Annotated in this window: 16 protein-coding genes; 13 read left to right on the forward strand and 3 right to left on the reverse strand. The window is 45.5% G+C overall.

From position 1 onward, the window contains the following. The first annotated feature begins 58 nt into the window (after positions 1–58). A complete protein-coding gene (locus C8J48_RS19010; RefSeq protein WP_245891036.1) occupies positions 59–238 on the forward strand; it encodes a LysR substrate-binding domain-containing protein in 180 nt (59 codons plus the stop codon). A gap of 49 nt (positions 239–287) precedes the next feature. Here C8J48_RS19010 and C8J48_RS01655 read toward each other — a convergent pair whose 3' ends face one another. Then, positions 288–803, reverse strand: coding sequence for a PadR family transcriptional regulator (locus C8J48_RS01655; protein ID WP_107724652.1), 516 nt, complete (start codon positions 801–803; stop codon positions 288–290). A gap of 98 nt (positions 804–901) precedes the next feature. On the opposite strand from C8J48_RS01655, the gene C8J48_RS01660 reads away from it, so the two are divergent. The 6 genes from C8J48_RS01660 to C8J48_RS01690 all read left to right on the forward strand — a co-directional run bounded on the left by C8J48_RS01660 (position 902) and on the right by C8J48_RS01690 (position 5,459). After that, the gene (locus C8J48_RS01660; RefSeq protein WP_107724653.1) at positions 902–2,122 is read left to right on the forward strand and encodes a cytochrome P450; all 1,221 of its coding nucleotides are present in this window, start codon (positions 902–904) and stop codon (positions 2,120–2,122) included. A 277-nt stretch (positions 2,123–2,399) separates the two neighbouring features. Next, a complete protein-coding gene (locus C8J48_RS01665) occupies positions 2,400–2,603 on the forward strand; it encodes a Gfo/Idh/MocA family oxidoreductase (protein ID WP_281261210.1) in 204 nt (67 codons plus the stop codon). Between the two features lie 207 nt (positions 2,604–2,810). Further along, positions 2,811–3,356, forward strand: coding sequence for a TetR/AcrR family transcriptional regulator (locus C8J48_RS01670; RefSeq protein ID WP_425430437.1), 546 nt, complete (start codon positions 2,811–2,813; stop codon positions 3,354–3,356). Beyond that, the gene (locus C8J48_RS01675) at positions 3,353–3,670 is read left to right on the forward strand and encodes a DMT family transporter (protein ID WP_107724655.1); all 318 of its coding nucleotides are present in this window, start codon (positions 3,353–3,355) and stop codon (positions 3,668–3,670) included. Before C8J48_RS01670 ends, C8J48_RS01675 begins: the two co-directional genes overlap by 4 nt. Before the next feature lie 46 nt (positions 3,671–3,716). After that, positions 3,717–4,064: a DMT family transporter gene (locus tag C8J48_RS01680; RefSeq protein WP_107727534.1), complete on the forward strand. Its 348-nt coding sequence runs from the start codon at positions 3,717–3,719 to the stop codon at positions 4,062–4,064. A gap of 396 nt (positions 4,065–4,460) precedes the next feature. Continuing rightward, positions 4,461–5,459: a pectate lyase family protein gene (locus C8J48_RS01690; protein WP_107724657.1), complete on the forward strand. Its 999-nt coding sequence runs from the start codon at positions 4,461–4,463 to the stop codon at positions 5,457–5,459. Positions 5,460–5,617: 158 nt separating this feature from the next. Here C8J48_RS01690 and C8J48_RS01695 read toward each other — a convergent pair whose 3' ends face one another. Continuing rightward, positions 5,618–6,169 (reverse strand): CGNR zinc finger domain-containing protein, encoded by a 552-nt coding sequence (locus tag C8J48_RS01695; RefSeq protein WP_170105061.1) that lies wholly within the window; start codon positions 6,167–6,169, stop codon positions 5,618–5,620. A 112-nt stretch (positions 6,170–6,281) separates the two neighbouring features. Between C8J48_RS01695 and C8J48_RS01700 the strand changes: the two genes are divergently transcribed. Together C8J48_RS01700 and C8J48_RS01705 are read left to right on the forward strand one after the other, a co-directional pair. Continuing rightward, a complete protein-coding gene (locus tag C8J48_RS01700; protein ID WP_107724659.1) occupies positions 6,282–7,199 on the forward strand; it encodes an arginase family protein in 918 nt (305 codons plus the stop codon). 198 nt (positions 7,200–7,397) lie between these two features. Beyond that, complete coding sequence (locus C8J48_RS01705; protein WP_107724660.1) at positions 7,398–8,060, forward strand: GntR family transcriptional regulator; 663 nt, start codon at positions 7,398–7,400, stop codon at positions 8,058–8,060. A gap of 12 nt (positions 8,061–8,072) precedes the next feature. Here C8J48_RS01705 and C8J48_RS01710 read toward each other — a convergent pair whose 3' ends face one another. Continuing rightward, entirely contained in the window at positions 8,073–8,924 is an 852-nt protein-coding gene (locus C8J48_RS01710; RefSeq protein WP_107724661.1) for a hypothetical protein, read from the reverse strand. A gap of 289 nt (positions 8,925–9,213) precedes the next feature. On the opposite strand from C8J48_RS01710, the gene C8J48_RS01715 reads away from it, so the two are divergent. From C8J48_RS01715 to C8J48_RS01730, 4 genes are all read left to right on the forward strand, one after another. Beyond that, on the forward strand, positions 9,214–10,416 hold the full coding sequence (locus C8J48_RS01715; RefSeq protein WP_245891037.1) for a glycerate kinase: 1,203 nt from the start codon (positions 9,214–9,216) through the stop codon (positions 10,414–10,416). 19 nt (positions 10,417–10,435) lie between these two features. Next, on the forward strand, positions 10,436–11,791 hold the full coding sequence (locus tag C8J48_RS01720; RefSeq protein ID WP_107724662.1) for a GntP family permease: 1,356 nt from the start codon (positions 10,436–10,438) through the stop codon (positions 11,789–11,791). Positions 11,792–12,039: 248 nt separating this feature from the next. Beyond that, complete coding sequence (locus C8J48_RS01725) at positions 12,040–12,699, forward strand: bifunctional transcriptional activator/DNA repair enzyme AdaA (protein ID WP_107724663.1); 660 nt, start codon at positions 12,040–12,042, stop codon at positions 12,697–12,699. Next, positions 12,692–13,318 (forward strand): flavin reductase family protein, encoded by a 627-nt coding sequence (locus tag C8J48_RS01730; protein WP_107724664.1) that lies wholly within the window; start codon positions 12,692–12,694, stop codon positions 13,316–13,318. The genes C8J48_RS01725 and C8J48_RS01730 overlap by 8 nt, the downstream gene beginning before the upstream one ends. Positions 13,319–13,320: the final 2 nt, after the last annotated feature.

The raw sequence follows: 13,320 nt of genomic DNA on the forward strand, positions 1-13,320 counted from the left end.
GATTCCGCTTCGTTTACAGTGCGCGATCGCCGGAATCGGCGTAGCCTTTCTCCCAGAGATGGCGGTAAAGACCGAACTGGAGCGCGGTGAACTGGTTTCACTGCCGTGGGAAATGCCGGACCTAAGTATTGTGACACAAATGGTTTGGCACAAAGAAAAATGGCTATCGCCTGCGATCAACGCGTTTTTAGATGTTGCACGAACCATCTGTAGCTTTCCATCCAAGGAGCAGCTTTAATCGAAGATGGCAGGAGTAAAGGCTATATCCTTTATTCCTGCCATTTTTGCTATATCGGATTCACTTTGTTTTTTAAGTTTGCAATCAAGGCTAGTTCGTTTTCAAGCTGAGACTTTTGAAAATGAAAAACCTCTACCGTAAAGGGATTTCGCGGACGGGTATTCTCGATATGGTGACAATGGCGTAATTTCTCTTCCAATACTTCCTGCCTCTTTTGCAAAATCTCCTGCTGCTTGTCCAATTCCAAGCGGTCGAATAATGCTACCCTTACCAGAAATTCAAGTTGGTTGGTAGCCAATTTGCGTGGAAAATCGCCGATCATTTCATTAAAGATCTCTTCCCCCATATCCGTCAACAGGTAGACATGGCGATTGGGCTTTCCTACGGAGGTTACGACTTCTTTGGTGATGGCGCCCATTTCCAGAAAACGGCGCAACGTGGGATACAACAGATTATTATTGATTTCAAACTCTTCTCCGAGGGCTTCTTGAATGTTTTTTTTGATTTCATAACCGTGTTTAGGGCCAGAGAGCAGCTGGCTTAATATTAAAATCTCCGCATACATCGGCATCACCTTTGTGTAATTTTTGTGAAAACGCGTCGTTGTCTTTTTCCATATGTTAAAATAACATATGTAAGATTAACCTATAAGGAGGGGTTGTTGTGAAGGCGGCGAGTCAAACCATCCTTGTGCATGAAATATCGAAGCTTCAAACAAAGGAAGCGCAATGGGACCCTTTTGCTTGGTATCAAGAGATGAGGGAAAATAATCCGGTGTTTTATGATGCTGAACAAGATGTATGGAATGTGTTTTTGTATGATCATGCCAAGCGTGTATTGTTTGACCATGCGTTATTCTCCAACAAAAAAGAGCGAAGTTTGATTCCCACACCCCGAGAAGATAACCGTGCCAATGTTAACTTTGTCGATCCACCGGAACATCGAAATCGACGCGCCCTTCTCGCTAAAGCCTTTACTCCTCGCAATCTCAAAGAGTGGGAACCCCGTATCCATATGATTGTCGATGAATTGATCGCGGAAATGGAAGGCCGGGATACCGTGGATATCGTACAGGAGCTGGCGATTCCTTTGCCGGTGACTGTCATCGCTGAATTGTTGGGAGCCCCTACCAAAGACCGGCATCAGATCAAATCCTGGTCGGACATTCTCTTTATGCCCTACGCCAAAGATACCTATAGCGACGTTGTCGCAGAGAAAGCACAGGCTATGAAGGAGTTTCATGAGTACTTGCTTCCTATCGTAAAGGAAAAGCGGAAGCATCCCGCGGATGACATCCTCTCTGATTTGACCAAGGCCGAGCTTGATGGCGAACGATTGAACGACGAAGAAGTGGTACTGTCGGGGATCGGACTGCTGGGTGCGGGAAATGAAACTACGACAATGCTTATTTCCAACATGTTCTACTCGATGTTGGTGGACAAACCTGGTGTTTATCAGGAATTGCGATCGGATCAGTCATTGGTACCCAAGCTGACCGAAGAGGTGCTCCGCTTCCGCTTTCCGGCGGCTATGGACCGCAAAGTGGCGCAAGATACGGATGTCTTCGGGCCTGAGATGAAGCAGGGACAAGTGGTTGTGGCCTGGGTTGGCGCTGCCAATCGGGATGAGGCACAGTTTGCCCATGGCGAAGAGTTTGACATCCACCGTCCGGGCAATCAACGCCACCTCACCTTTGGAGCCGGCCCCCATTTCTGTTTGGGTGCTCCCCTTGCCCGCATGGAGGCGAACATCGCTTTAACTTCATTTGTGAAGCGGTTTGCCGACATTGGTCTGGTGGAGAACTTTGAAGTGACGGAGCATCTAATCGATTCAGCGATCGGGCAATCACTCGAAAGCTTCCCCATTCGATTAGAACAAGGATGAAATAAGGGCGAAGTGTGATAATTAGCTAACTCTCCATACAGGCTAGGTGTAGCCTGATTTAGTATAAATGGTACGCCAACGTACCGTAAACAGTCCAACCCCCCTGTCGTAATTGATAGGGGGGTTTTTGGATAGACCAATCGTCGGATTGGTCTGTGTATGGCTATGATCAGCGGGTGGAAGTGTTTGGGTCAAAAGGGAGTATAGTAGTAGGCAATGACTTTCATCACACGGCAGTATTAAGCACGGAGCAAGGGATCTATCGGAATAGGCCCAAATATTTTTTCTTGAAAGATATCACGATGCCTTTCAAGCGGAAATGAGAGCATTTATTCAGTCGATTACGGATAATCAAGAAGTTCTTGCCAATGGGAACGATGGTTTACAAGCGGAGCTGATTGCCCATGCGGCAAATCGATCATTAAAAGAGGGACGACCGGTAAAAATCAGCGAGGTTCAATCGGTAAAATCAACCGTGTGATGGGTGGATCGACGTCCCAGGAGTGGCATTCAAGCCAAGAATACTCATGCAACCGCATGATTGTGCGGTTTTTTATTTTCGATTGTTCCTTCATATGCTTTTTTCTGGACCAACCCGTCGTTTCACGATCGGGTATGCTGGTTTCACGTTCCATTTCATTGACGAAAAAACCGTCCAGACGGTATACTAATTCTAGAGGTGAACCAAGTGAATCGTAATTCCAAACGGATGAATATCTTATCCGCTGCTTTATTGATCGTAAAAACCGATGGTGTTGAAAAACTGACACTGGAGGCAGTTGCAAAAGAAGCGGGGATTAGTAAGGGTGGTTTGCTTTATCACTTTCCCAATAAACATGCATTGATCAAAGCCATGGTAGAAGAGTCGGTAAACGATTTTGTGGCAGACATTCATGACAGGGTGACTAAGACTACTGACAATGGCAGATGGAGCCGCGCATATCTGGAAGCTACTGTTGAAGATGTGAGGGAAGGAAATAAACTTAGTACCGCTTTGATCGCTACATTGTTTTCAAATCCGGAATTGCTCGCTAAACAACAAAAGGAGTATTTCCTTTGGCAAAAAAATATCGAGAACGACGGAATTGACCAAGTACGGTCAACGATTGTCCGATTAGCAGCAGATGGTTTATGGTTTGCAGAGATATTTGGAATGGGAAATCTGGATGAGGAATTACGGGAAAAAGTAATCCGATATTTGAAAGAGATGACGAGTGAGGAGATATCATCTTGAATCCATATATTTTATTGGCGGCTGCTATTTTAAGTGAAATTTTTGGTAGCTCCATGCTTAAGCTATCAAATGGTTTTCAGAAAGTATTTGCTTCTATCGGGGTTGTTGTTGGCATGGGATCTTCTTTCTATTGTCTTTCTTTGGCTCTAAAGAGTATTCCATTAGGTACCGCTTATGCCATCTGGGCGGGAGTAGGGACGGCTTTAACGGCATTGGTGGGCGTTTTATTTTGGAAGGAGAGTTTCCATGTCCAAAAATTCTTTGGTATGGTCCTCATTATTGGTGGCGTTGTGATTATAAAACTCGCCGGGTGAAATCAATAGAAAAGAGGAGATTATGATGAGAGGCGATGGCGATTTGATGAAAGGGTACATCCCATTAGCAATTGCAATTATTGGAGAAGTTGTCGGCACCTCCATGCTTAAATTATCGGAGGGGTTTACAAATGTGATTCCTTCCATTGGTTTTATGTTAGGTTTTGGAACTGCCTTTTATTTTCTATCCATTAGTTTGAAAGTGATTCCGTTAGGCACCGCTTATGCCATATGGGCGGGAGTAGGGACGGCTTTAACGGCGTTGATCGGTTTATTGATATGGAAAGAGCCCTTTAGCGTTATGACAGCTTTTGGAATCGTGTTAATCATCGCGGGCGTCGTCGTCGTAAATTCCGCTAAGCGCCCAGGAAGTGCAATAGAAGGTCAAAAATAACATTTTTGCTATATGTCTAATCTGTTAAAAATTACCCTCTGTGCGGTTGGGGGTGTTTTTTGTTCTCGTCTATTGAGAGCGACAACATTCGGCAAAAAAAATGCTTTTTTGATATGGAATCTCGACCGTTTTAATGTTATTTTAGGTATACACCAAAATGAAAACGTTGTCATTTTGATGCGCGAAAATAATCCCACTCTTGACCCAGATATTCTAAAATTGGGTCAATTTGCTCTGTATCTTTCCAATCAGTTGGTTTGGCTGGCCTGATGGTCAAAAAGGAGGGTTTGCAAGTTCATGTTTTGCTCTTTAATCACTATTCTTCATGGAATAGATTTTAAGGAGCTAAAAAAAGGCGTCAGGCCATCAAATAAATAAAATGAAAGGGTGTATGGGATGAAACGTTGGCTTAGTCTATTTTTTGTGTTCTGTATGACTGTGGCTTTGTTTTCTCCAGCGCAGGGGAATGCTGCTGAGAGTGTGATCATGCAAGAGGGTATGGTCGGTTTTGCGACGATGGATGGCGGAACGACTGGTGGTGCAGGCGGAGACACCATCACTGTCAATAATGGAAACGATCTGGTAAACGCATTAAAAAATAAAGATCCGAATACGCCTCTAACCATATATGTGGACGGAACGATCAATGCCTCCAATACCGACGCCAATAAAATCGATGTCAAAGATGTCGACGATGTATCCATTATCGGTGTCGGTACAAACGGTGAACTAAATGGGATCGGTATCAAAATATGGCGTGCCAGCAATATTATTGTTCGCAATCTGACCATCCATCATGTGAACCAGGGAGATAAAGATGCGATTGGGATTGAGGGCGACGTCAGAAATGTATGGGTGGATCACAATGATCTGTACAACGAATACCAAGGGGTAGACAAAGATTATTATGACGGTTTGTTTGATGTAAAGGGGGACTCCCGCAACATCACGTTTTCCTGGAATCGTGTACACGACAGCTGGAAAACGATGCTGGTCGGATCTTCGGACGGAGACAATCATGATCGCAACATTACGTACCATCACAACTGGTTTGAAAACCTTAACTCCCGTGTACCCAGTTATCGATTTGGAAAAGCCCATCTCTTCAACAATTATTTCAACAATATAGAAAGCTCGGCCATTAACGCCCGCATGGGCGCGGAATTATTGATTGAAAACAATTACTTTGAAAACGTGAATGATCCGATCTCTTCCCAGTACAGTGATGAAGTGGGCTATTGGAACCTGTCCGGTAATATTTATCAAAATTGCACCGGCAGTCAGCCCACTTCTTCTACGACGAACTATACCGTGCCTTATGCATATGAGCTGGATGCGACGGAAGACGTGAAATCCATCGTCATGCGAAATGCGGGTGTCGGTGTGATCAACTGAATTGAAATCGATCAATACCCTGGAGCCAAATAGCTCTGGGGTATTTTTGTAATTGTTCACAATTTGTAGTGGATACCGATTCTGTGAGGCTTCACCCAAAGGGTGCCTTTTTGTTTGAACGATGTCAATGACAGTTCAAGTGCATGATGACACAGCCGCTAGGTTTTATTAGACTGTCGGTGTTTTTTTACATGAAAACGGGTGGCGCAGCGTTTGCTACAAAATCGCTGCAACCCGTTTTTTGATCGGTCTACATAGATCTCCTCACAGGGAGAGGAAGTACAAATTTTGAGCCGTGCTCTTCCGTATTCCACAAGCATTCTTCCCAATGTGAACGCACAGATCGCACCGATGCGGTCGGCCAAACTACTTTTACTGTCGTGGTGCTGTTCAAACAGATAATCGAATGATCCATCTCCCTTGATCTGTAAGCGGGGTTGTACCGGAGATCGTTTTTCAAAACCATTCAAGAGTTGGACCAGTTTTGTATCATTTTCCAGAGCGATGTGATTTCTGAGTTGATCCCGATAGGATCGTGTTCTTTGAAGCTCGTCTGCCGAAATCGGTATTCCTGCAAACAGCCCGTATTTGTTTAGAAGTTCTTTCAACTGTTTCGGGCTGTCAAGCAACTCCGGTTGTTTAAAAAAGGGATCATATGTGTTTAGCATGTGACAAGTAAATGCGAGCCACTGTTCTCTATCGTACTTCATTTTTATTGACTCCTTCATGGTCTTGTTATAATGTAATACCCAGAGTACATTTTAAGTATTACAAATAGGTAAGGCAACCCCGATTCGAAAAAATTGAAAGGGAAGTGAGCTTATGGGAAAGAATATTCGCATCATTCATGCCCCGATCAATCTCGGTTTAAGAAGACATGCTGACGGTAAAGAGCGAGGGTGCGGTAAGCTGCCGGAAGCTCTTGAAAGAAGCGGTTTGCATCGTTCAATTGAACCCAATGCCGTGATCAAACTCCCTCAACCGGACTATCCGGCATATGACCATTTTGATGAAGGTGCTTTAAACGGTCGCCACATCGCTCCTTTTTCGATTACACTGGCTGATGAAGTGGAAAAAGCGTTGACGTGCCAAGAGTTTCCGCTTGTGTTGGGTGGGGATTGCAGTATTCTCGTCGGGAGTGCCCTGGCTTTAAAGCGTAAAGGTAGATACGGGCTGATTCATCTTGATGCCCATCCAGATTACTATCATAAAAATAATCGAAATCAAGCGGCTGTGGCCGGAATGGCTTTGGCAATAGTTTCGGGTAAAGGAACGGAAATTCTCACAAACCTTGAAAATCGAAGACCATACGTACACGGTGAGGACATCATCAGTTTTGGTTACCGTGAAACGGATCCTGAACAGGAGATCATACAGGAAGCAATCGCCGCTGGTATTACCTGTTGGAGTGCGGCCAGATTGCATCAACTTGGAAGTGAAAAAGTAGCAACAGACTTTATAAATTTCATCAATCGAACGGAAGTTGCCGGTTTTTGGATTCATTTGGACGCCGACATACTGGATGCCACGATCATGCCTTGTGTTGATTGCCCGGAACCCCATGGTCTACTGTGGAAAGAATTAACTCTCCTGCTGAAACTACTACTATCTTCACCCAAAGTAATCGGGATGGATGTAACTATTTTGGATCCTGATCTGGACCCTATGCGTAAGGTGACGCAAACTTTTTCTGAGTTATTAACCAACGTGTTGAGGGCGGATCGCATTCCTAGTTTTTAATCAGGAAAAGAACCGGGAAATAAGGGAGCATTCTCCCCTTGATCTGTTATCCCTTTTCGAACAATTAAAAATATGACTTGTCAAATCCATTGGTTACTGATAGCATATTAAATGGATTCAGTCGACCGGATTCCATATCCAAGAGATTGTTGCAAGGCTGAGACAAAAATAAACGGCCGGAAAAACAGGTTGATAAGGATGAGAGAAGTGATTGAGAAGCCAGTTCCATATTATGAACAAGCTTATCGTGTCATTAAACAAATGATATTTGAAGGAAAATTAAAGCCCGGAGAACGAATCGCGGAAGCGAAGCTGGCTAAGGAGTTGGGTGTCAGTAAAAGCCCCTTAAGAGAAGCGATCAGGGTTCTGGAAAAAGAGGGACTTGTGACCATTGACTCAAGAGTGATGGTTTATAAACCGACGATAAAGGATGTTGAAGAGATTTACTTTTGTCGTATGGCACTGGAATCCTTTGCGACAGGGTTAACGACGAGAAGCGCATCGGCTGAGGAATTGGGTAAAATCGAGGACGTCCTGCAAAAGACGGAAGTAGCTATTCAACAAGCAATCGATCCCGATCCTATCATCGAGTTAAATGAACGCTTCCATGAGTTGATCATTCAATACACCCGAAATAATCGATTGCGAAAACAGCTTTATGATTTAAAAGGGTTGATATACTACTTCCGTATTTTAAATTTTGAAGGGGAAAAACGTGCCGAAGACATTTTGGAACAACACCGTCAAATCTTTCATCATATCAAACACAGAAATGATGAACAGGCGGCGAAAGCCATGGTTGAGCATTTACAGTTGGATCTTGATCATTTAGTGGAAATCTTGTCTGAACGTAATGACTGATGTTGTTTCGGCTCATTGATGGGACCTTTTCCTTAGCCACCACCACCCCATCACTCCTAGGACTGTGACGAGAAGCCCTGTTAAAACAAGAAGGGAATAGTTGTAGTCAGGGTCAGGATCTGACTCCTTCGGCTCCCCATCGGCATAAAAGATTTCCCCATCCTCATCAACAAGAATAAGGCGGCTTTTTTTCAGTGAGATGTCTTGTCCATCCACTTTTCCGTCAAACATAACCTGCATTCGGTATTTTCCGGGCTTGTTTTCGTTTTTCCAGCAATAAAAAGGTGTACTGAACTGGGTACCTGAGTAATCACGTTTTCCACCGGCGCAAATGCTGCCGACTCCGGCTTTGATTTCCACATCCGGTTCGTAAACGTGTATAAACCAACTGCCCTTAACCTGATCTGCATCAATAAACTTGCCGCCCAGTCTGTTTTTTTCGACCACAATAGGCTCAAATTCAAATTGCCAATCCTTCATACTGAAGGTAAGTTCATTCTCCAGCGTAACAACTTCCGCAAATGCCCCGTCGAAATAGGGATCAACGCCGCCGGTATATTGGGTGTGAATACGGTATTGATCATTCTTTGTCTTCCTCACGGGAATCTGGGCCTTTGCCCAGCTATTATGGCCATCCTCTCCTCCTCTTTCGATCTTATCAGCTTCTACACCATTGATGGAAAGCGTCCATTCTCCATCGGTTTCTGCATGTACAATCATTTGGACTTCTACCAAATCGTCGGATATTATACGGTATTTGACTTCATGACGAATCGATTCCTTATTTTCTGCGGACGCACTGGGAAGGTGGGTGGTCAACACTAAAACCATGGATATCAAAAATATAAGAATACGATTCAACATGTTTAATCTCCCTTATGAAAGTTTGATATGAAATGATACAAAAAATGGTTGGTATGTGCCGTATAAAAAGAAAGTAACCCGCCTCCCTTCGGCAAAGGATTGCGGGTTACTTCTTCTTGCATTATTAGCCGCTCATTTATGTTAGGTTGGTGGTAGGGATCCACCTGCCGCCGTTATGGTTTCCATCCACAGAATAGCATAGGGGTTCAAAACAATCAAGATTCTCTCAACACCATCAGCGCAACCGACAAAGAATGAAAGCGCTAACAGAAAAAAAGGTAGCGTTATCATGACCCTATCAACCAAAGTGTTGTACTATCAAACTATGGATAACAAATATAAGCACACAAAAGAACTGAATATCGTTGTTGCACCGGATTCCTATAAGGGCAGCTTAACAGCGAAAGAGGTAGGCGGCACCATTTTGAAAGCGCTTGCGGTTGAGCTGGAAGGAGCCCAGATTACGTTCGTCCCGATGGCAGATGGAGGAGAAGGGACGATGGAAGCGCTCGTCTTTGCGATGAATGGGAGGATTGAAACGGTACAGACGAAGGGGCCGTTGTTACAGCCGGTTGATACGGGTTATGGAATCTTGGGAGACGGGGAGACGGTTGTCCTTGAAGTGGCCAACATCGCCGGTTTAACCATGGTGAAAAAGGAGGAGAGAAATCCGCTTCATACTTCCACTTTTGGTGTAGGCCAAGTCTGGTCACACGCCCTAGATCAGGGCTATCGCCGCTTTATTATCGGCTTGGGCGGAAGCGCCACCAACGATGGCGGTTTGGGAATGTTACAGGCCCTCGGTGCTGACTTTCATGATCAAAACGGCCAAACGGTTATCCCGGTAGGAGGTTCTCTCAGAGAAATCGATCGTGTCGACTTGAACTCTCTCGATCCCCGCCTCAGGGAATGCGAAATCCTCGTTGCAACGGATGTTACCAACCCCCTCTGCGGAGAGCAAGGAAGTTCTAAGGTATTTGGTCCCCAGAAAGGGGCGACAGCGGAGCAGATTCGGCAGTTGGATCGTGGATTGGCCCATTTTGCTCAATTATTGGAAGTGAATCGGGGAGAATCCCTACGGGATTTCCCTGGTGCAGGAGCGGCAGGTGGGTTGGGTTTTGCTCTGCTGTTTTTAGGTGCAAAGCTGATTCCCGGTGCACAGTTGATTGCGGAGGCAGCGGGACTGGAAGAGAAAATTCGTCACGCCGACTGGGTGATCACTGGGGAGGGGAAGACCGATTATCAGACACAGTACGGTAAGTTACCCATCACAGTTGCAAAGATGGCGCAAAGACACGGGGCCAAACCACTCCTAATTTCCGGCAGCATCGGGTCCGACGTGGAACCCTTGTATCCGTACTTCGTAAGCATGCATGCCATTGTTCGACGGCCGATGTCACTGGAGCAAGCCATAGAAAACGCCGAATCGTTGTTATTTGAAACGGCCAGAGAGGTTGGGAGACTGATTCGGGTAGTGGAGACGAACCGTTAATGGTGAGGGGGAAGATGTCATGTTGAGTGGACCGCTACTCTTTTTGGTCTTATTGTGTAGTGTTTTATTTATTGTGTTTGCGACAGCTAAGTGGAGACTACATCCGTTTTTGGCTCTGCTGACGGCTGCTTTTGCTGTGGGGATTGCAGTGGGAATGCCGCTGCCGGACGTGGTTACCGCCGTCAATGACGGGTTTGGGGGATTGATGGGATCGATCGGCATTGTAATTGTAGCGGGAACGATCATTGGTCATATTTTAGAAAAAACAGGAGCGGCTTTGCGCATGGCGGAAGTGGTGCTGCGCCTGGTAGGAGAAAAGCGGCCACAGTTAGCGATGTCGCTCATCGGTTCTATCGTCAGTGTTCCCGTTTTTTGTGATTCGGGGTATGTGATCTTATCCAGCTTAAAAAAAGCGTTGGCCAAGCGAGCCATGGTCCCCCTGGCTTCGATGGCGGTCGCATTAGCAACGGGCTTATACGCCACCCACACCTTGATCCCACCGACACCCGGCCCGATAGCGGCAGCTGGTAACATCGGAGCGGAAGCTTATCTAGGCACCGTGATTTTGATGGGGTTGATTGTTGCTGTACCTACCGTAGTTGTGGGCTATCTGTGGGCGACGCGGTTTGCCAGTCGGATTCGGATCGAAGGAGAGCATGAGGGGCTGGACTATGACGAAATTGTAAAAGAGTTTGGACATCTGCCTTCATCCTTTTTATCCTTTGCTCCGATCCTATTGCCCATTTTGCTCATCGGGCTTGGAACCGTCACTACTTTTGTCGGATGGGAAGGCGGTTTAGCAACCCTACTTCTCTTTTTGGGTTCACCCACCGTAGCGTTGCTGCTCGGCGTGTTCGCTTCTTTCGCCTTATTGCCGAAATGGAATGAGGAAACCTTGACCGGATGGGTGGGCAATGCCTTAAAAGACGCAGCCGGTATCTTGTTGATCACCGGTGCCGGCGGTGCGTTTGGAGCGGTGATTCGGGAGACGCCGGTAACTGATCTAATTCAAGGATTAGCGGAAGGAGGTACATGGAGCGGCGCTCTGTTCTTATTGATTCCCTTTGGTGTTGCCGCCGCTTTAAAGACAGCGCAAGGTTCTTCCACCGCCGCTCTGGTGATCACCTCTGCACTGGTTGCCCCCTTGCTGGTAGAAGTGGGGATTGATGGTGCTTTGCCGCTGGCACTGGTTGTGATGGCGATTGGAGCCGGTGCGATGACTGTCAGCCATGTCAACGACAGCTATTTCTGGGTGGTGACCCAGTTTAGCGGCATGAAAGTGACAGACGCCTATCGCGCACAAACCGCAGCGACGTTATTACAAGGTATCACGGCGTTTGTGACGGTATTTATTTTGTGGGTGATCTTGGTTTAAAGCGGAATATGATTGAGTAGCAAACAACCCTCCGGATTTGTGGGGGGGTTGTTTGTTGAGAAGAAGTGTAAAGCCGTGTTCTGTTTATACCGAGTATCAGGCGCTTAAAAAGAGGTAACCCGTCCCTTGGCAAAGGTGTGCGGGTTACTTCTCGCATCTGTGTCGCTTTTGTATTCTTGCTCTCCCATTCCCAGAGACTGACATTCGCCTTAATCTGGGGTTATACTATGTCCATGGGGGTGATTTTCATGGCAACTGAGAATCAGCAATCTCAGAGGAATGTGCAAAATGAGCCCAACCTCGATGAAAATCAAGATGCTGTCAACGAAGAATATTGGCAAGCCATTATCCAAAATGACTCAGCTTTCGATAGAACTTTTTTTTACGCTGTAGAAACCACTGGTATATTTTGTCGTCCTTCGTGTAAATCGAGGGTTCCAAACAGAGAGAACGTACGGATTTTTAAACATGCCCAACAAGCACTGGCGGAGCATTTTCGTCCCTGTAAACGGTGCAGACCGGATGAAATACAACTTCCAGATGAGGAGTGGATAAATCAGATTGTAAAATGGATTGATTGCCACTATCATGAAACCTTGACACTTCAAAACCTTGCAGAGCGGTTCCATGTTAGTCCCTACCACCTGCATCGCACATTCAAGCGTATCAAGGGAAGAACGGTTGCCGAATATGTGCAACAGATAAGAATTTCCACGGCCATGAAGCATCTCTCTTCCAGCAATCACTCTGTTATGGATATTGCCGTTTCCGTAGGCATTCCAAATGCTGCTCATTTTTCAACACTATTTCAAAAAAAATTGGGCCTTACACCAACCGAGTATCGCCGAAGAATGAAAGAGAAGGAAAGAAGTTATCATGAAGGTGAAGGAAGTATCAAAAATGCATAAAACGATTGAACCTAAAATTTTGTATTTTGGAACCCCTGTTGTTCTTATCAGCACAATGAACGAAAACGGATCAGCAAATCTGGCACCGATGTCATCTGCATGGTGGCTTAATCAGTCTTGTATGCTTGGAATGAGTTCCAATTCACAAACCATTCAGAACTTGAAACGGGAGCGAGAATGTGTCTTAAACCTGCCATCGTCAGAACTTGTCAGTGCTGTCGACCGACTAGCATTGCTAACCGGGAAGAATCCGGTCCCCGAGAAAAAAAGAAAAATGGGATATCGATATGAACCCGATAAATTTGGTGCATCTGGACTTACTCCGATTTCATCGGATTTGGTTCGGGCCCCACTTGTTAAAGAATGTCCTGTTCAGTTGGAAGCGCAACTGGTGAAAAGCCATTCCTTTGAAGAGCCTAGCTCGTTAGTAGCCATGGAGGTAAAGATACTCCGTGTGCATATTGATGAAAAACTCCTGACGGGTAGAGAGAAGAACTATATCAACCCCGATGAATGGAAACCTCTGATTATGAATTTTTGTGAGTTCTTCAGTCTCGGATCTAAGCTGCACCCTTCTAAGTTAGCGAAACCTTTTATGGATGCAGCTTATAACAATTGAAC

The organism is Desmospora activa DSM 45169, assembly GCF_003046315.1.
Classification (GTDB): domain Bacteria; phylum Bacillota; class Bacilli; order Thermoactinomycetales; family DSM-45169; genus Desmospora; species Desmospora activa.

Excerpts from the sequence above, each read along its gene's own strand:
- C8J48_RS19010 (WP_245891036.1), top strand. The coding sequence starts at position 59 with ATGGCGGTAAAGACCGAACTGGAGCGCGGTGAACTGGTTTCACTGCCG.
- C8J48_RS01655 (WP_107724652.1), bottom strand. The coding sequence starts at position 803 with ATGTATGCGGAGATTTTAATATTAAGCCAGCTGCTCTCTGGCCCTAAA.
- C8J48_RS01680 (WP_107727534.1), top strand. The coding sequence starts at position 3,717 with ATGAAAGGGTACATCCCATTAGCAATTGCAATTATTGGAGAAGTTGTC.
- C8J48_RS01690 (WP_107724657.1), top strand. The coding sequence starts at position 4,461 with ATGAAACGTTGGCTTAGTCTATTTTTTGTGTTCTGTATGACTGTGGCT.
- C8J48_RS01695 (WP_170105061.1), bottom strand. The coding sequence starts at position 6,169 with ATGAAGTACGATAGAGAACAGTGGCTCGCATTTACTTGTCACATGCTA.
- C8J48_RS01700 (WP_107724659.1), top strand. The coding sequence starts at position 6,282 with ATGGGAAAGAATATTCGCATCATTCATGCCCCGATCAATCTCGGTTTA.
- C8J48_RS01705 (WP_107724660.1), top strand. The coding sequence starts at position 7,398 with ATGAGAGAAGTGATTGAGAAGCCAGTTCCATATTATGAACAAGCTTAT.
- C8J48_RS01710 (WP_107724661.1), bottom strand. The coding sequence starts at position 8,924 with ATGTTGAATCGTATTCTTATATTTTTGATATCCATGGTTTTAGTGTTG.
- C8J48_RS01715 (WP_245891037.1), top strand. The coding sequence starts at position 9,214 with ATGACCCTATCAACCAAAGTGTTGTACTATCAAACTATGGATAACAAA.
- C8J48_RS01720 (WP_107724662.1), top strand. The coding sequence starts at position 10,436 with ATGTTGAGTGGACCGCTACTCTTTTTGGTCTTATTGTGTAGTGTTTTA.
- C8J48_RS01725 (WP_107724663.1), top strand. The coding sequence starts at position 12,040 with ATGGCAACTGAGAATCAGCAATCTCAGAGGAATGTGCAAAATGAGCCC.
- C8J48_RS01730 (WP_107724664.1), top strand. The coding sequence starts at position 12,692 with ATGCATAAAACGATTGAACCTAAAATTTTGTATTTTGGAACCCCTGTT.